Below are 16,508 nucleotides of genomic sequence, written 5' to 3' on the forward strand. Positions count from 1 at the left end.
AGGTGACGCCGCTGTATCTTACCGACAGGGATATCGACCTGTTGGACGCTCGCACCAAGAGAGCTCTGCTGATGCATAATGAAAGCGTCATGAGAAACTGTTGGTTCTCGGGGGATGGACATAGGCCCACTCCGCCAAAGGCGCAGGGGCGCGAATCGCGCTATCGCATCCCCGGCTATGACAGCCTGGTTGATGCCGGTCAAGGAGCTGCCTATTGACCCCGCAGACGGGTGGGCGATTACACGTGGGGAAGGGCAATGCCGGCGTCTTGACCGCCGGTCCGTTCTAACGGGGCATGCCGTTAATTTAGTCCATAATAATGACGCTCGAAGTTGTTGATGGCTGATAGTGTTCCCTGCTGCATGGCGTCAAAGCCGTCCGGATAGACCATTTGATAGCTGGCCGACTGAAGCATCGGCTGGCCACTGATATGCAGCCATAAACGCCGTAGAGGGTTATGGATCACCTGATAGCGCGGCATTACATCGCTGCCCATCCAGCCCTCGGCAAATATCGCCTTTATGGTGTACAGCACGTTATCGTAGGCTGCCACCGGCCGGCACAGTACATTGGCCACCTCCCGTGCCGTACCGCTGCGCGAGCCATAGCAGGCAAGGAGCAATAACGGCTCATTGGGTGAAAATACCTGCTGCTCGATTTCCATGGCAACATTCAGCAGTGGCTGTATGTACTCGCGCGCGATCGTCGCGGCGGAAACCAGTTGACCGCCGGGATCCTGCAATAGCGCGCCTGTCGGCGCGCCATGGGTCTGGAATGCCAGGATGCGCCGGTTGGCGTAGTTGGTGTATAATCCCATCTCCGAGGCGTTGAGGTGGTAAATGGGCCGCGGCGCAAAGCCCGCGCTTTCTACTGTCAACGCCTCTTTGGCCGCGGCCGCTTCGCCGATACCGCTGGCCGCCAGCGCAATGCCTAATGAACACAATGACAATACGCTGGCCGCGTGCGGATGCTGGCGATCCAGCATGCCGGCGGCAATTGCGAGCAGACCGCTGGTCAATTCGGCGGCGGACAAGGTCAGCGCGGCAGCGAAACCTACTGGCCCGGCGGCCATAAACACTGCCTGGGCCAGCAACGTGGCGCCAGCGCCATAGGCATAATTCGCCCAAGCGTTCCAGCTTAAGCGGCCATCGGGATCGTAACGGTTGATCGGGTCGCCGCGGCCGTAAAGATAGCAGTTAATGCCTGAAATTCCGCCCTGTCGCAGCGTATCCAGAGTAGTAAAGCCCTGGAGGTCGGGACGATAAAGCCGATAGCCGTTACCGAAAAAGTAGCCGCCGCTCGGTGCATCAAAGATCTCGCCCTGCCACAGGGCAGATAACCCGGCAAGAGGTTTGTACCGGCATCATCAGCCGGTGCCGTCGGCGCCTGTTCCCCCCAGGCGAGATAGTGGAGAGGAGGCTGGTTGTCGTATTGCAGAAGACTGCCGAGCGGGTTTTTACCGCCGCCAGACCGGCGGCGTGAACATAGCTGACCCGGTCAATGTCCCCCGCCGGTCTGGCGGGGCTGGGGAATAGCATATGCGCCAATCGGTGGTCATGATAAAAACGCAGGGAGGTCGGTCCTTGTCCGCTCTGTCACTGCAGCCGATGACCGTCGAATATCAGCCGGCCTGCGGAATCATAGACCAGCTCAAGACGCCTGGCATCGGCGCCGCCGTACTGGATATGCGTGCGGCGAGTCAGGTGGTCAGGATTGTCGTATTCATAGCGGACGGTTTGTTCGGCGGGACAACAACCGCTTCGTGTCGGTTGCGCATAGTGTACGATGGCCGCGGTGAGATTATTGAGCGCATCCCAGGTAAATGTTTCGGCGATCACTTGCTCGCTTTGGCTTTGCACCGTTGCCGGCAAGGGCAGCTCGCCGTCGTAGCGGCAGGCGGTCAGGCAGCCGCGTGCGTCGCCAATTTGATGTACGGCGGGGACGGTGGAAGAAAGGCCCATTCCCCGTCTTGTCGGGTAAGCCCGAAGTGCTCGCCGTCGGCGGTTTGCAACTGCCGGGACTCGGGGTTAAACCAGGACAGGGTATCGTGAAAACCTTGACCGTACAGACTACGCTGTGTCTAGAAAGGGGAATAATTGAGCATCAGGCTGAGCACCGGTCCCCGATGGTCATTACCGACAAGGTGCAGAAGCGGTAAGGTGAAAGCGCAACAGCCCGGTGCGCGGATCAATGCGCGGTGAGGTAAAGGTATTCATACGTCCTCTGTCTGAGGTCAAAAAGCGCCGGGAAACGGGGGAATGTAGGCGATCTCTGCGTCCGGTAACGGACGACCGCCGGCGAAATGGCTATCGGGATGAAGCAACATGTAGCCAACGCCAGGCACGGACCGATGACCGATAAAAAAACAATAGGTCTGCGCTGCCTTTCACCGCCGAGAATGCGCACCCGCAGCCCGTCATCATCGGGACAGCGCCGGCGGCATAGCTGGCGAGCAGTAACAGCGGATGATCGATGCTGTGCATTTGTCCCACCGCCGCCTGACCCTGTAGAAGGGATGGACCGGCGAACTGCGCGGGGAAGGGACCTGCCGCTAACATAGCGCCGTGATGGTCTGGTTGCACCCTCGTCTGCGAAAAAATGCACGCACCCGCGACCAGGTCATCTTGCAAGCGATAGTCGCTGAAATTATTGACCTCATTATTTCCATACTTCAGCGCAGCGGGAGACTGGCGCTGAAAAGCGTCCAGCGCCAGCGTTTTTGATGACCACAGCAGAGCGCAACTGGTTAAAGGATCGCTGTGTTCCAACGCTCCCGACGCAATAGCGCAGGCTGCCCAACTGAAGTCCATTGCGGTGAGGAGTATATGCAGCGGGGGCGTGGCGCTCAACAGGCTGTCAAAGCCGGGTTGCGTCAGCGGTGATGCCACTTTTCTTGAGGACGGCGGCAACCGTCCCGCAATCGGGGTGTGCGGGCCGTGTTCATTTGATATGCCGCGGCCTCTCCCCACGGATGATAATCCATGTGGGCATTACCGCCGGCCAGTATCGTACTGCCTTGCTAATTGGCGGCCAGCAACAAGACACAGGGCCAACCCGGTTGGCGCTCGGAGCGCGAGATAAGCGCATGGTGAGCGCCATAATGAAATAGCGTCGAGCGCGTGGAGCCCACCTTCTTGACATCCAAGTGGATATTCGCCGTCAGACTGTTAATAATGCCTGCCACGTTAGACATGTCGCCCTGACCGATGGCTTCAAGCAGAGCCTGAGGCGGAAATGGCCTATCGCGCGCATAGCGTTTGATATGGGCCAACTGATTCTGGCTATACAGATAAAACGTTTCGCCTTGCTTATCCTCGCAGGCGATCAGGCGACCCTCGGGATCATAGTGGTAGAGTTTATAGTCATGACCCGGGTGAGTGAGCAGGGCGAGATTGCCAAAGGGATTGTAATAATAGCGGTAGCCCTGCTGATCCTGAATTATCCTGCCGACACCGTCTCGTTTGACGGTGTCGGTTCGCCGGAATGCGTAATACCGGTCAGCCGGTTAGGGGCGCCTCGCTATCCTGATACAGATAATTGACGGTGAAAGCGGTTTCTTCGCCAGCGTTAGCGGCAGCTTCACCGACGGGAAGGGTCTTGGTGACGACCTCGGTGATATTGGCGATATCGTCCCCCTTGAAACTGCAATCCGTCAGACAGCCGCGGCGATCATAGAAAAATTTTTCGTGGCGGGAGCGGCTGAGATTTGCGACGGTTTCCGTTATTGTTCTGGCGGTGATTTTATCTAATTCGTTATACTTCAGCGTTATCAGTATCGCCCTGGCATCGGCCTTTTGTGGCCCGCAAGGAGTAATCGCGATGGGTTACCCGATTAAAAAAGCCGTAGCACAGTTCTCGCCGCAAGCCTTTGCTCGTGCTGCGCTCGGTCACGGTATGTTGCGCCAGCCGGCCGAACGTATCATAGTCCAGTTGAAGTTCAACTTCGCTTGCGGTAAGCGCTGTCAGCCGTCCCGCGCGGTTATAGTTATAAAGCTGGATCTGGCCAAGGCTATCGCGGGATTGCAGCAAGCGGCCGGACAGACTGTATTCGTACTCGGTCCAAAAACCCTCATCGTTGCGCGGGCCGCATACCGTTTCGCGGATTAATTGCCCTTGGCTATTATACACATAACGCAGACAAGGGCCTGCCGTATCGTCGAGGAAATGATCCTGAACCGAGGTCAACCGGCCGACAGCATCATAGCTGAAACGCCGCTGGCCATCGGCATGCTTGATTTCAACGAGCGCATGCTTCATATGTTCATGATAACGGTATTCGACGCTGTGATGACCGGCATCGGTATAGGCAATCGGAAGGGGACGTGCACCCTCGTAGTGCCAAAGGTTAGCGCGTTGCCCCCCATGACTTTCCGTCAGTATCCGTCCCCAACGATCGAGGCTGCGCTCATACAGAACATGCTGAGCTGCGGCAGGCATTGCAGGGGACTGCGGCGTCCGATACGGGGGCATAAAACGGACCTGGGTCGGCGGGCCATCATGGTGGTCATAGCGATAGCGGATGTCGCCAGTGCCGCAAATATTCACCAGGCTTACGCGATCGTGGAAGCCATAATGATAATTCACATAATGGTGTGATAGCGTCTCGGTGATCCTGATAATCCACTGCATATCGTCGCGTTGAAATTCCACGGCGCTGATGAGGAAACCGATGTTGTTGAGTTCGCACGCCGGATGGCAGACGTGAGTCAGGAGACTGCGTCGCCTCAATCGGCTGTTCCGGGCTTTCGGCGTAGGGTTGCAACCCGCTGTCGTTAATGCGCTACGCGTTTCACGCAGCAGCTTTATCGGCCTGCCGAAGGCATCATAATGCTCTTCGACTACGCCCGATGAGCAGGCGCGCAAATCGACCGAACGCGATGCGACATCATAGGGAAATTGCTCGCGGGTTTGTCTGTGGGTGAGGGGGTCATTCTGGATCAGGTGATATTGCCCCTGCTCGCTGTCATGGTGCAGGATGATGCCAAGTTGGCCCCACTTGTCATAGAAATAGTTACACAGATATTGTGTGATTTGCACCGGAACCGGCACCGTCATAGAGCTGCTCCTCAAGCGTTACCGCTACATCCGCCAGACTGGCGATGGAGTAGATCTTACTATGCAAACGGCCAAAACCATCGTGATAAAGATGCACAGTATTGCCCAGACAGTCGGTTTCACTAATCTGAACCAGCGTGTTCTGTTGCAGATTATAGTTTATAGCGCGGCGCTGTTCGGCGGCGCAGGGCGTCTGGGCGTAGCGTATGACGGAGAAATCTAGGCCGTTATTTTGATAGTGGTATTCGGTCCGGTTGCCCTGAGCATCAATGTAACGGGTTGGATGATAATCGGGCAGGGACCAGCAGGTGGTGGTGGTAAGCGTTTGCAGCGGCTCGCCGCCCATCCCCGACGGTGAGGATTCTGGCGTGGCGAAGGCGTCGTCGGGCGGGGGTCGGCCTCGGGTGCTCCTATGCTGCGTCTGTCGCCGGGTGCGTTGTTGCAAACGTGTCAGCGGCGCTAAAATGGCAGCAGCATACCAGCTCATAGCCAGCGGGGGTCTTATCTTTGACGGTGCGTTTTTCCTACAGGTACTCCTTGCTGACCACCGTCTTTTCCTGCTCGGCGGTATAGGTAATACGCTGGGTTTTCAGCTGCCCGTGGCGCGAACCGAACGTGGCTTCCGGTTCATTATAATAGCTTAATTCAAGTGTTTTCAAGTCAACGCGGTTGAGTACCTTGGGCGTATCAATCCCGGCGGAGTTGGCGGCGGAGCGCGTTAGAGGGAAATTGAAGAGGATATAGGTCGCCTGGCGGCAAAGCACCACTGTGTCATGGGGCAGCACCGTTGGGCGGTAGCAGGGGAGCGCGCCATATTATAGTTTATCCGGCGAATCTGCGATGTCGGGGTATCGCACGGGGGAATTTCAAAACTGACTTCGGCGGCAAAACGGCAAAAACCCAGCGGATCGGTAGGGCACTCGGGGGTGTTGCCACCGGCGTTGAAATAATTAAGGGTAAACTGACCCCCATCGGGGTAAACGCACAGGGTCAAATTGCCGTCGACGTCGTAGTTATAGCGGGTGATTTCCTTTTTTTCCGGATGCAGCGCCTGTGGCGAGCTACTGTCAAAAAAGGGATTGCGCCAACGCTCCTCTTTTCTTGCCGGCAAACAATAGGTTCGGGGTAATTGCGCCAGCGGCATTGTCGTCGCATCATCGACGGGAGACGGGTAGGTTAGACAAAATGAGGTGTTCACTGCGTTTGCGCTGATTGTTCTGCATGATGTCCGTCAGGTGCTCTTCGCTGACCAGCCGGTGATAGCTGTCATAGCGGCGCGTGATAGTTTCGCTGCCGGTGCTCGGCGCCTCTTGCAGCAATGGACTGCGGTCTTCCCGGGCGATATGGATGTGCGATGAATAGCTTTGACCCGGTGGGAGCATGGCCGGCCGGCTGAGAGGATCGTCTGCCGTGAGAAAGTCGATATCGGTAAAGCGAAACGTCTGCTGATATAACACCGTCTGGTTATCCATCACGCGCGTGGAATGGCTTTCAATGCATGGCTGCGGCCGCACGGCACCGTCCGCGTAGTAGGTAAAACTTTCGTTGATGCCGCCGGGCAGGCGCAGCGAGATCAGCCGATCCTGTGGTCATAGCCAGCTGGCAAAGTGTGCCGGCGCGACAGCGCGTGGTGTCGAAATGATCATGCTGGCTCACCTGGGTAAACAGGCCCTGTTCTTTTAGCAAGAATAAGCTGTAACTTTGGTGCTGTCCGGGCCAGACGGCGAGATGGACTTGATCCGGGGGCGAGGTCTGGCTGTCGACATGAGAGAGGGCAGTCCAATTTATATCAACCAGACTCTGCTGAGCGTCTTTAATTTGTGCGAGACGCAACCGGCCGTTGAGGGCAACATAGGTGAAAATCATTTCATAGCCGGCGGGCTAGACGCCGGTTCAGACTCGTTGTCGTCGAGGCGATATTGTTCTCCGCTGGAAAGCGTTAATAAACGGCTGGCGGGATCGTAGCGGCTAAGATTAGCGCTAAAGCCTTTTCCGTAGCCAACGTCCTACAGATCCAACAGGGAATAATTCAACGATAGCGCAAATTCTGGCCCTAAATGGTTATTGCTGATAGCGGTGATTAGCGGTAGGCGAAATTGTATCAGGCCAGTACGGGGGTCGACCTGTGCTGTAAAAGGGTGGTGCATAGCGATATCCTTATCGTGGGTAATAGGCATCACGGCAAAGGCGTTGGCTTTGCCTGGGCAAATTACGTTGCAAGGCCGTGCGCAAGTGTTATGGCTTACGGGCTGATGACGGCTATCCGCCGGCGGCGCGGGCCGCCGTAAATGGGACAGTGCGCAACACCGCCGGCCGGTCCGGAGACGGCATTATTTTCCATGATTGGGCTATCAATTTTTATAGCATGGCCGGATGGCGGGCACCACCTGACCCCCGCGGCGCGAGGTCGGCTAGCAAACGCGGCGCAAGAGGGTGGAACACCGTCGCGGGCAACGGCGTTCCACACAGGGTGTACGGCGGGTAAGCGGCGGCGGCCAGCGCGGCGGGCCGAACCAGAAAGAGGGCGGTCATGCCGTTTCTGCCGCCGGTTGCCATCGTTGCGCAACCCCGCCAGGCAGAGCGAAAGTCTTACAGGGTGAGGCGTCATTATTAGGGCGGCGGATGGACGATTGACAGTCGGCAAACCGTCACACCGGCTTAACCGGTCAATATCTGAGTTCGGGGGACGTCGCCGGCGCTATGCACATTAATCCCGGCATCAGTGGCTATCACGGCGGTGCCTTCTGCGGGAAAGGACTGGAACGGTAATCGTGTAGAGGGGCGAAAAAGGCGGTCTAACGTTAACGCATTGGTTGCGGGATTTAGCGTGGTCGGCAATATGCCCTACATTATTACTCCCAGGGCAAAAGAAAGCGCTGTCATTATATCGCTTTCAGGGAGGAGCCACGCGCTGCCGTCTTATTGCTGCCGGGGTGACGGATGATGTATTTAATATGAATTAATTTCTTTATTTAATGAATTTGTATTTGTAATAAGTACTGTAAATAACAATGATATCGGATTGTTATATTCATCATAAAAGTCATGAAATTTATTATCTGCCGTGCATCGGTTGACCTTTTGTTATTTTTGTCGTTGCTAAGATGATTTTTTTTACGCTAGGAAAAGTTCATATGAAAAGGATTATATTGCTTTTGAGCGTGCTGGGGCTGGCGGGGTGCGTTGGGCATCACGTTGCCGAAAAACAGGCCACCAACGTGATTGATCATGGCGATTACGCGGTCGATACCTCCTTTCCCTCCCAAGAACAGGATGAACGCGTCCGGTTTCTCATATTCCATTACACTGCCGCGGATGATAAAGAGTCTCTGCGGCTGCTTACGCACGGTAGCGTGAGCGCCCATTATCTTATTCCTTCCAATCCCGGGCAATTCAACGGCAAGCCGGTGGTATTACAGTTGGTGCCGGAAAATAAGCGGGCATGGCACGCGGGCGTAAGCGGCTGGGCTGGCCGGAATAATATCAACGATACGTCCATTGGTATTGAAATTGTCAATGATGGCTTTCATGAGAGCGCCGCTGGGAGACAATGGATCCCTTATCATAAAGAGCAGATAGTATTAGCAGCACGCCTGGCCCGGGATATTATGGCCCGTTACCAGATCAAGCCGCAGAACGTCCTAGCGCACAGCGATATCGCGCCGCTGCGGAAAACCGATCCCGGTCCGCAGTTTCCGTGGCAGGCCATGGCGCAGCAGGGCATAGGCGCATGGCCGGATGCGGCAACGGTGACGAAATATTTACAGGGTAAACACCGCTGGTCTGCCGGCAATGTCGCGGTTATCCAGCAGGCGCTGGCCGCTTACGGTTACACCATCCCGCAAACGGGCAAAATGGATCCGGAGACGCAGCGCGTCATTAGCGCTTTCCAAATGCATTTTCGTTCAAGCAATATCACCGGTGTCGCGGACATGGAAACTGAGGCGATTGCCCGTGCGCTGGTGGAAAAATACTGCACTCCCACCTGAAATCGTACTGTGACGACACGTCCGGTTACATATCATCCGGCATAAAAAGCATCTGAATCGGCGCGGCGGCAGAGGTCGCCGCGGCGCCGTGTGGTAAGGCTTACACCTTTTTTTTCGCTATTTCTTTGCGCTGCCCCCGGGTTTTTGGCTGTCATTTGCACAATTGTTCAGACGTCAGACGCACAATTTGATAAAATTGAGGTTCGTTACAGGCAAAAGAGAGAGACTAATGGAGGTTTTCCTGTCATGAATCCCGGTACTTCAACCCTTTCTGAAAACGCTGATCAACCGGTGACCACGTTGTCAGGCGTGATAACCAAATCACCTAGCCGTATCAAAAATATCGCTGGCCGGCCGATGGTCAAAGCGACCATTCTGGCGGAGAGCAAAAAACGCAGCGCCTACCCCCTGACCGTAGTAGGTTTCGATATCATGGCGCTGGAACTGATGGCACATTTACGCGGCGAACGCCTGACGGTGACCGGCCGTATGGAGTGGAATGGCGGTTATTCCCTTATAGCCGATCAGATATTCAGCATGTCGTGATGTGCCCCCGGCGCGGTATGCTTGCCATCGCTAATGCACCCTCCCGTTCGTAAACCCCGAGACTACCTTTTCCCGGCGCGACAGTGATCGCCGGTGATAACTTGCTCTGGGAGGGATGCGCCCGCTTGCCGTGCGTCGAACCGGGTAGATAACGCTCCTTTCGCAGGCAGAGCACCTCTCACCGTCGGAGTGAATCTCTCAGGTAGCGCCACTTGCCGCCGTAGTGAATTGCTCAGGAGCAGCGCCTCTCCCCGACCTGGTGAATTTTCCTGGCAGAGTGCTCTTCGTTGGCTGAGTGGTCAAAAAGGGGCTAAACCTCAAGGTCTATTTAGTGTTAACATTTCGGTTCTCTTTCACAAGGATCGGTTTATGAAGCGAACTCCCGTCATGATACTGCTGGCGGCGGCCCTGAGCGGGTGCGCCGGCGCCCCGGAATATGTCAAGGTAGTGGCGGCGCCGGCTCCACAAGGCTATTCTGGTATCTGGACCAGCACCTCGCCTCAGAAGGCGCTTGTCAGCCCTGAGGCGGTAGCCAGCTTGATAATCAGTCGTTCCGGGAACACGCTGGATTGCAGGAGTTGGCAACGAACCATCATCCGGCCGGGCAAACTGACCACGCGCGACGCACGGCTGTATAATATTAACGAGAAAAACGAAGTCAGCGCGCTGCGGCTGGATCATGATGTTTTACATTATGGCGGCCTCACCCTGCAGCGTAGCACGTCGCCCACGGAACAGTGCCAGCCGTTTATTGCCGGACAGGGGGACAATTGGGTGTTCAGCGCCGCGGAGCCAACGGCCAAGGCTCCCGGAACCGGGACGCGAAAAAAGGCTGGAGTGGTAAGATAACGTGCAACAAGCCGGTGCAGGAGCCGACCGCCGCCGGCGTTAATGCGCCCGAAATCCTGCGTTGTCGCCTTCTCCACCCGGTGTAGTAGGGGGCCGGCAACGCCTCATGCGGTGGATTGCAGGCTCAGCCGTGGTTAATGTCGTCACGGCGGTAATCGAGGATTGGTAAAAATAATTTACCTGTCTTTACGGGTAACCGCACCCGCATTCTGTTATGCTCCTTCCGCGCGTGATGCGATCCCTTTCCCTCATCCCGTCTATCGCTGTCACTATCCAACCTGGCCCTGAGCGCCCCGAGATAGTTGCCTCGTGAAACCTGATCCTGAGGATGACGCCAGGCGTAGAGGCCGCTTTTAAACCGATGCCTCGTGTAAAGAAATAAAATATTACAACTTTTCGGCGAATAATGAACGCCGAAGAGTGTCATAGTTGCTAACTGTACCGCTATTGATAGTTTTTCCGATTGATGCGTTACGTCATGCAACCCGTCATTAGGAAAAGTTGATGTCGCAACCTCAAAAATTCTCCCCTGCCTTATTTCATCCGCGCTATTGGCTGACCTGGTTTGGTTTAGGCGTGCTCTGGCTGCTGGTGCAGTTGCCGTATCCAGTATTGCGTCGACTGGGCGGGTTTCTGGGTCGTATGTCGAAGCCGTTTTTAAAACGGCGGGTGAGCATTGCCCGCCGTAATCTTGAGCTGTGCTTCCCCGATATGGACAGGACACGTCTGGAAGACACGGTGAACAGCAACTTCACCTCGCTGGGCATGGGATTGATGGAAACGGGTATGGCCTGGTTCTGGCCCGATGCACGCGTCAAACGCTGGTTTGACGTTTCCGGCCTCCAGAATCTGCAACAGGCCAGCCGCCACGACAAGGGGGTTATGGTCATCGGTATCCATTTCATGTCGCTGGAACTCGGTGGCAGGGCGATGGGGCTTTGCCAACCAATGATGGCCATGTACCGTCCCCATAACAATAAAGTGATGGAGTTTATCCAGACCTGGGGGCGTATGCGCTCCAATAAAGCCATGCTGGATAGAAAAGATCTGCGCGGCATGGTGCATGCCTTGAAGCAGGGCGAAACGGTATGGTTTGCCCCGGACCAGGATTATGGTCCTCGGGGCAGCATCTTCGCGCCGTTTTTCGCCGTTCCCCAGGCGGCCACCACGCGGGGAACCTATACACTGGTCCGTCTGGCACAGCCGCAGCTGGTGCCGGTCGTGTTGATTCGCAAGCAAGACGGGCGCGGCTACCAGCTGTTGATTCAGCCGCCGCTCAGCGACTATCCCCAGGATGATGAAATGGTGGCGACCTGTTACATGAACCGGATTGTGGAGCAGGAAATATTACGCGCGCCGGAGCAATATCTTTGGCTGCATCGCCGTTTCAAAACCCGTCCGCGGGGCGAGCTTTCGCTGTATGTATAATTCTCTACCGAACCCCCATCGTCACGCCGCCGGCGTGGCGAGTCCAATCCCGGGGGCGGTTCTCAACCGACGCTTCCGGAATTATCCGAATGCCATGGAGCTGTGGATAACTACCGCGAACCAAAAGGACGTGCAATTCGCTAAGTGATTTATTAGTATAGCTATTCTTGATACTCTTCTACGACCTACTCCTCCTGAGCCACAGTTTCTTCAACTTTTTGCCTTTTTTCTCAAATTTTGTTACCAATATTACACAAAATTACCAGTACACCGGCGACGTCTCTTGGCTACACTGATGAACTTTAAATGCGCATTACCCCTTTCCGCCAATTTGACAGGTATCTTATGTTACGCAATAAGCGCTTCCGGGCACTCTCGTTGTTGACCACCCTTGGCATGTCGCTGGCCAGTTTTACCACCTTCGCCGACACCGATATTTTTAACGCGCTGGATGATCCTTCCACCGCCAAAAAAAGTTTTGATGGTAATGCTCAGGCAAGTTACAACGCCCAAAGCGGTAACACCCGCAACTCCAATCTGGCCGCCAGCACCACTATGACGTGGTTCCAGCAGTCAAATGCTTACAGTCTTTGGGGGGAAGCGGCCAATAATTCGTCCGACGATCAGCGCAGTTCAGAGAAATACCAGGCCGGCGCCCGTGCTCGTCACAACCTCAGCGCGCAAAACTTTCTGTTTGCTCAAGGGAGCTGGTTAAGCGATCGCTATAACGGCTATCGCTCGCGCGATACGCTGGTGGCCGGTTACGGCCGCCAGGTCCTGACCGGGCCTATCCATACCCTGCGTATTGAAGCGGGTCCCGGCGTTCGTCACGATGAATACCAGGGCGGCGGCACGGCCACCAAAGCGCTGGGCTACGCGGCGGCATCTTACAGCTACCAGCTGACCGACAATACCAAGTTTATCCAGGGGCTGTCGCTGCTCGCCAACGATGACACCACGGTCAACTCCGAAACCGGATTGAATGTCGATATTAACGACCATTTTGCGTTGAAGGTGGCTTATAACGTTACCTGGAACCAGGATCCGCCGGATAGCGCGCCGAAGCATACCGATACTCGCACGTCGGTATCGTTAGTTTATAAAATGCAGTAACCTGCGTCGGCGCAGAAGGGATAGTCCCTGCTGGCCGGGACGGGCTGAGCGCTGGGTGGATTGGCGAAGTGGCAAGAAATCGGCAGCAGCAGCGTAAGGTGTGCTGTCCCAGCGTGATCCGTGGGTTAAAATGTTTTTTTAGCAATATTTATCACGGATTACTGATCTAATGCTGGATAAAAAGCTTGTCAATTGCTGTACTAATCGACGACACAGAGTTTGTGTCTATCATTTATTTAAAGGTAAGTTTGATGTCTAAGATTAAATGTAACGTTAAGTGGTTTAATGAGTCCAAAGGATTCGGTTTCTTACTCCTGAAGATGGCAGCAAAGACGTGTTCGTACACTTCTCCGCCATCCAGAGCAACGGTTTCAAAACCCTGACTGAAGGTCAGCGCGTAGAGTTTGAAATCACTAATGGCGCCAAAGGCCCTTCGGTTGCTGACGTTACTGCTATTTAATTAGCCAGTTTTCTGAAAAACCCGCCCTGAGGCGGTTTTTTGCCTGCGCGACACGGCCAGATAGAGCATGCGGGTGCAAATTATCGCCAGCCAAAAAGTACTGCGACAAGCGAAAGGCAAGGATGACAAGACAATGATAGCGGGATGATGCCAAAGGGAGTCGGGGCAAGCATAGGGCGCCGGCGCCGGCGTAGGCTCGGGTGAACGCATCATCGATGTGCGCCTCGTAGGTGTGGGGTGGCAGCCATTTCTGGACTCTCAAAGGAAACGCTGGGTTAGCTGAAAGCCCTTTACGGCAAGGCTTACAACGATTTTAAGGATTCTGGACTCGTCGAAAAAAATGAGCAGAAAATGATTTTTTTCACAAAATTCTGGACTCTAATGGCTGTGGTTTGAGCAGATTTAAAGGTAGTTTAAACACCTTTTGATCATACCCAAGTATGAGTGAGCTAGGTTAAAATAGTATAATTAAATCAGAAAGTTAATGAAATTCGAGAAATAAAAGCCTAATCTTTACTTAGGCTGCTCCACTGTTCTTGCTGTCCAAGGTTGCCACATCTCCTACTGCACACTCTTCAGGTGTCTCGCCCCTTTTTAGCATTGTGTAACTCCATCAACCGAGTTTTTTCTTCTAATGGAAGCTTGAGTAATGCGGCGTTAAGTGAGTTTGATGCGGTGCTAGTATGTGAGACACGATCAATTATCCCATCCACGCCCTTTTTATGTATCGTTCTCAATAAAGCTTGCACCTCTTTATCATCAAGAGACTCAAGCACGGTCAACCATGCATTCTTGGTTGAAGGCGATATTTTTTTATCACAGTTATGATTAGCACCTGTTGCTAACCATTCAACAGATACGCTCTCCAAATTTGATATTTTTATTGCCACATTGAGTGATGGCTCTGTTCCCCTAGTCAGGTAGTTGTTTAATGTAGAGAATGATAATCCCCAATCTTGTGCTGCGGCTCTTACACTTCTATGACCAATAAGTTCTCTTAGACGTGTTGCAATAGTTGCTTTTTCCCCCTCCTGAAAAGCAAATTTACTTTCTTTTTTATCTTTCATTTTCTTTTCCTTGTAATACCTTGATTTTCATATAAAAATAAAAATTTGAGCACAATTGATCCAAAAAAAGACAAATAAAATTTGCTTTTATTGCACTCAATATAGATCAATACTTGTCGTAGGGATAAGCCTCATGACTTACCTGCATGGTTAACTTTTTAGGGTAATTGAATGTTAGATAAAAATGAAGTGAATCATCGTGACTGGCACCGGATTGATATCGTGGCCTCCCTGCATAAGAAAGGGATCACCATGCAAGATCTCTCCCGCAGCTCGGGGCTGGCGTCCAGCACGTTAAAAAACGCGCTGTATCGTCCCTATCCCAAAGGTGAACGCATTATCGCTAATGCACTCAATGTGGATCCGGTAGCATTTGGCCGAGTCGTTATATGAGCAAGGTATCGTAATTATGTTTGTTACGGTGAGTGAGTCGGTTTACCCGGATTGCCAGGCACCTTACAGGGGCTTCGCTGGTCATTGAACAAGCGGATTGCAAATTCACCAGATTTGGTCCGTAAGCGTTCGGGCACCAAGGCTTTCGAGTACCACATCGATTGTTTGCCAGAGCAAGCTCGCGAGATCATCAAACAGCGGCACTATAAATCTTTAATAGCGCAAGCCCCGGCACAGCCGGTTGATGAATCGGTCAAGGGCAGCACCGCCATCAAGTCACGCGATGAGCTGGCGATCATGCGCCAATGTCCGGCCCTGTGGCCCGACGGTACTGGAAGCCTACCGCGCATTTCAGGCGGACTGGCAGGGCAAATACCATGACCAGCCCGCCATGCTGGCGGCCTTACCGACCTATGACAAGGTTAATCGCATGGTCAGGCGGGTTGCACCTCACCTAAGGGTCAAGGGCCGGGTCACTGGCTCGGCGCTTAAGGCGTATCAGGTGTACCAGCAGAGGGATTGGGCGTAGATGCCGGTGAACGGCTGCTGGATAGCCGATGGCAAGTCGCTGAACATGAAAGTGGCGCATCCGATACACGGGCGGCCCTTTACCCCGGAGCTGACTTTGGTGCTCGACGGGAGCACCCGGTATCTGTTGGGCTGGAGCCTGTCTCTGGCGGAAAACGCCATCGCGGTAGCGGATGCGTGGCGTTATGCCCTCCAGCACCACGGCAAGTCATTGTTTGCCTACTCCGATAACGGTGGCGGTGAGACCAACAAGATGCTGGATGCGGATATCACCGGGATTTTCCCCCGGCTGGGCATTGAGCATATTACTGGTATCCCCGGCAATCCCCAGGCGCGAGGCATTATTGAGCGCTGACCCCAACGGGACACGGGTGCAGGGGCAAAAACTGCTCAGTCTGTCGAATGCACTGCGTCAGGGGAAGGAGCTGAACGCCACCCAGCAGAAGACGTTGGCGATTCTGCCCAGCTGGCGGCAGCTGATAGACGCCATCGAGGAAGAGGTGCAGCGCTATAACCACAGCCACGAGCACAGCGCGCTGCCGAAGGTCAACGGCAAGTAGATGACGCCGGCAGCCTACCGCAAGGTCCTGCTGGCTGAGGAAGGATACAACATTGAATACCTGACGCAGGGCGAGTTGCGCGAGATCTTTATGCCGGAAGAGAAACGGGTGGCCCAGCGCGGTTGGGTTGAATTGTTGAATAACCAGTATTTTGCCAGGGAGCTGATTGAGGTAGACCGCTAGATGGTGCTGGTGGCCTACGATATCCATAATTCCAACGAAGTGATTATTCGCCAGATGGACGGAGCCTATCTCTGCACCGCGCTCTGGAATGGCAATACCGCCTCGCCGGTGCCGGTCTCCAGAGTGGAAAAAGCCCTGGAAGTGCGCGCCAAGCGTCGCATTAAACTGGCCGCAAGCAAAATTCAGGATGAGAAAGACGAATTACGTCCGGTGATTGACACGTCCAGGGAAAGCAATTACAGCCTGCTGATACCCAAGGCAGCGGCACTCGAAAAAGAGAAGGTATATTTATTTGAATATAAGCACGATATCAAGCAGGTCGGTAATAACCGGTAAG

26 protein-coding genes and 2 pseudogenes are annotated in these 16,508 nt (G+C 54.3%); 16 read left to right on the forward strand and 12 right to left on the reverse strand.

Annotated features, from left to right (window positions below):
* Window positions 1–2: 2 nt before the first annotated feature.
* Complete coding sequence (locus SGP1_RS31135) at window positions 3–218, forward strand: hypothetical protein (protein ID WP_162010778.1); 216 nt, start codon at window positions 3–5, stop codon at window positions 216–218.
* Window positions 219–301: 83 nt separating this feature from the next.
* On the opposite strand, the gene SGP1_RS06680 is transcribed toward SGP1_RS31135, so the two are convergent.
* The 3 genes and pseudogenes from SGP1_RS06680 to SGP1_RS06685 form a co-directional block, all read right to left on the reverse strand.
* A complete protein-coding gene (locus SGP1_RS06680; protein ID WP_243466182.1) occupies window positions 302–1,072 on the reverse strand; it encodes a hypothetical protein in 771 nt (256 codons plus the stop codon).
* Window positions 1,073–1,204: 132 nt separating this feature from the next.
* A pseudogene (locus SGP1_RS36195) lies at window positions 1,205–1,330 on the reverse strand (hypothetical protein); the annotation flags it as partial.
* Window positions 1,331–1,595: 265 nt separating this feature from the next.
* Window positions 1,596–1,961 (reverse strand): hypothetical protein, encoded by a 366-nt coding sequence (locus tag SGP1_RS06685; RefSeq protein WP_041866712.1) that lies wholly within the window; start codon window positions 1,959–1,961, stop codon window positions 1,596–1,598.
* Between the two features lie 8 nt (window positions 1,962–1,969).
* Here SGP1_RS06685 and SGP1_RS06690 point away from each other — a divergent pair, with 8 nt between their 5' ends.
* Complete coding sequence (locus SGP1_RS06690; RefSeq protein ID WP_041866713.1) at window positions 1,970–2,158, forward strand: hypothetical protein; 189 nt, start codon at window positions 1,970–1,972, stop codon at window positions 2,156–2,158.
* A 148-nt stretch (window positions 2,159–2,306) separates the two neighbouring features.
* Here SGP1_RS06690 and SGP1_RS06695 read toward each other — a convergent pair whose 3' ends face one another.
* Window positions 2,307–2,969, reverse strand: coding sequence for a hypothetical protein (locus SGP1_RS06695; RefSeq protein ID WP_011410643.1), 663 nt, complete (start codon window positions 2,967–2,969; stop codon window positions 2,307–2,309).
* A gap of 50 nt (window positions 2,970–3,019) precedes the next feature.
* Window positions 3,020–3,271, reverse strand: coding sequence for a hypothetical protein (locus tag SGP1_RS32840; RefSeq protein ID WP_041866715.1), 252 nt, complete (start codon window positions 3,269–3,271; stop codon window positions 3,020–3,022).
* On the opposite strand from SGP1_RS32840, the gene SGP1_RS32845 reads away from it, so the two are divergent.
* Window positions 3,263–3,541, forward strand: coding sequence for a hypothetical protein (locus tag SGP1_RS32845; RefSeq protein WP_041866716.1), 279 nt, complete (start codon window positions 3,263–3,265; stop codon window positions 3,539–3,541). The two genes, SGP1_RS32840 and SGP1_RS32845, sit on opposite strands and share 9 nt — an antisense overlap.
* Before the next feature lie 212 nt (window positions 3,542–3,753).
* Here the strand turns inward: SGP1_RS32845 and SGP1_RS06710 are convergent, their stop codons facing one another.
* Genes SGP1_RS06710 through SGP1_RS06735 form a run of 6 tightly spaced genes read right to left on the reverse strand, consistent with a single transcriptional unit; the run spans window position 3,754 to window position 6,921 of the window.
* Entirely contained in the window at window positions 3,754–5,055 is a 1,302-nt protein-coding gene (locus SGP1_RS06710; RefSeq protein WP_011410644.1) for an RHS repeat domain-containing protein, read from the reverse strand.
* Window positions 5,012–5,542, reverse strand: a complete 531-nt coding sequence (locus SGP1_RS06715; RefSeq protein ID WP_148203405.1) for a hypothetical protein — start codon at window positions 5,540–5,542, stop codon at window positions 5,012–5,014. The genes SGP1_RS06710 and SGP1_RS06715 overlap by 44 nt, the downstream gene beginning before the upstream one ends.
* A gap of 37 nt (window positions 5,543–5,579) precedes the next feature.
* A complete protein-coding gene (locus tag SGP1_RS34985) occupies window positions 5,580–5,714 on the reverse strand; it encodes a hypothetical protein (protein WP_279379444.1) in 135 nt (44 codons plus the stop codon).
* 59 nt (window positions 5,715–5,773) lie between these two features.
* The gene (locus tag SGP1_RS29280; RefSeq protein WP_148203407.1) at window positions 5,774–6,253 is read right to left on the reverse strand and encodes a hypothetical protein; all 480 of its coding nucleotides are present in this window, start codon (window positions 6,251–6,253) and stop codon (window positions 5,774–5,776) included.
* Window positions 6,210–6,569, reverse strand: a complete 360-nt coding sequence (locus SGP1_RS06730) for a hypothetical protein (RefSeq protein ID WP_148203408.1) — start codon at window positions 6,567–6,569, stop codon at window positions 6,210–6,212. Before SGP1_RS06730 ends, SGP1_RS29280 begins: the two co-directional genes overlap by 44 nt.
* Window positions 6,547–6,921, reverse strand: coding sequence for a hypothetical protein (locus SGP1_RS06735; protein WP_041866721.1), 375 nt, complete (start codon window positions 6,919–6,921; stop codon window positions 6,547–6,549). Before SGP1_RS06735 ends, SGP1_RS06730 begins: the two co-directional genes overlap by 23 nt.
* A 1,268-nt stretch (window positions 6,922–8,189) precedes the next feature.
* Here SGP1_RS06735 and SGP1_RS06745 point away from each other — a divergent pair.
* From SGP1_RS06745 to cspE, 6 genes and pseudogenes are all read left to right on the forward strand, one after another.
* A complete protein-coding gene (locus tag SGP1_RS06745) occupies window positions 8,190–9,044 on the forward strand; it encodes an N-acetylmuramoyl-L-alanine amidase (protein ID WP_011410645.1) in 855 nt (284 codons plus the stop codon).
* Between the two features lie 246 nt (window positions 9,045–9,290).
* A complete protein-coding gene (locus SGP1_RS25500; RefSeq protein ID WP_070108739.1) occupies window positions 9,291–9,590 on the forward strand; it encodes a hypothetical protein in 300 nt (99 codons plus the stop codon).
* 369 nt (window positions 9,591–9,959) lie between these two features.
* On the forward strand, window positions 9,960–10,439 hold the full coding sequence (yedD, locus tag SGP1_RS06755; RefSeq protein ID WP_011410646.1) for a lipoprotein YedD: 480 nt from the start codon (window positions 9,960–9,962) through the stop codon (window positions 10,437–10,439).
* 504 nt (window positions 10,440–10,943) lie between these two features.
* Complete coding sequence (lpxP, locus tag SGP1_RS06760; RefSeq protein ID WP_011410647.1) at window positions 10,944–11,867, forward strand: kdo(2)-lipid IV(A) palmitoleoyltransferase; 924 nt, start codon at window positions 10,944–10,946, stop codon at window positions 11,865–11,867.
* Window positions 11,868–12,212: 345 nt separating this feature from the next.
* Window positions 12,213–12,980, forward strand: a complete 768-nt coding sequence (locus SGP1_RS06765; RefSeq protein ID WP_011410648.1) for a DUF481 domain-containing protein — start codon at window positions 12,213–12,215, stop codon at window positions 12,978–12,980.
* A gap of 251 nt (window positions 12,981–13,231) precedes the next feature.
* Window positions 13,232–13,440 (forward strand): annotated as a pseudogene (cspE, locus tag SGP1_RS26800) (transcription antiterminator/RNA stability regulator CspE).
* 575 nt (window positions 13,441–14,015) lie between these two features.
* Here the strand turns inward: cspE and SGP1_RS32850 are convergent.
* Window positions 14,016–14,507, reverse strand: a complete 492-nt coding sequence (locus tag SGP1_RS32850; protein WP_050747471.1) for a hypothetical protein — start codon at window positions 14,505–14,507, stop codon at window positions 14,016–14,018.
* Window positions 14,508–14,678: 171 nt separating this feature from the next.
* Here SGP1_RS32850 and SGP1_RS06775 point away from each other — a divergent pair, with 171 nt between their 5' ends.
* The 7 genes from SGP1_RS06775 (at window position 14,679) to SGP1_RS32880 (ending at window position 16,507) form a co-directional block, all read left to right on the forward strand.
* On the forward strand, window positions 14,679–14,900 hold the full coding sequence (locus tag SGP1_RS06775; RefSeq protein ID WP_243466183.1) for a helix-turn-helix domain-containing protein: 222 nt from the start codon (window positions 14,679–14,681) through the stop codon (window positions 14,898–14,900).
* Window positions 14,901–14,984: 84 nt separating this feature from the next.
* Complete coding sequence (locus SGP1_RS32855; protein ID WP_050747472.1) at window positions 14,985–15,281, forward strand: hypothetical protein; 297 nt, start codon at window positions 14,985–14,987, stop codon at window positions 15,279–15,281.
* Window positions 15,184–15,429 (forward strand): hypothetical protein, encoded by a 246-nt coding sequence (locus SGP1_RS32860; RefSeq protein WP_243466332.1) that lies wholly within the window; start codon window positions 15,184–15,186, stop codon window positions 15,427–15,429. Before SGP1_RS32855 ends, SGP1_RS32860 begins: the two co-directional genes overlap by 98 nt.
* A complete protein-coding gene (locus tag SGP1_RS32865) occupies window positions 15,430–15,783 on the forward strand; it encodes an integrase catalytic domain-containing protein (RefSeq protein ID WP_050747473.1) in 354 nt (117 codons plus the stop codon).
* Window positions 15,773–15,988 carry a hypothetical protein gene (locus SGP1_RS32870; protein WP_050747474.1) on the forward strand — a complete coding sequence of 72 codons (216 nt, stop codon included), beginning with the start codon at window positions 15,773–15,775 and terminating at the stop codon, window positions 15,986–15,988. The genes SGP1_RS32865 and SGP1_RS32870 overlap by 11 nt, the downstream gene beginning before the upstream one ends.
* Window positions 15,989–16,171, forward strand: coding sequence for a Mu transposase C-terminal domain-containing protein (locus tag SGP1_RS32875; RefSeq protein ID WP_050747475.1), 183 nt, complete (start codon window positions 15,989–15,991; stop codon window positions 16,169–16,171).
* Entirely contained in the window at window positions 16,172–16,507 is a 336-nt protein-coding gene (locus SGP1_RS32880) for a hypothetical protein (protein ID WP_050747476.1), read from the forward strand.
* The last annotated feature ends 1 nt before the right edge of the window (window position 16,508 follow it).

The organism is Sodalis glossinidius str. 'morsitans' (genome assembly GCF_000010085.1).
Taxonomy (GTDB): Bacteria; Pseudomonadota; Gammaproteobacteria; order Enterobacterales; family Enterobacteriaceae; genus Sodalis; species Sodalis glossinidius.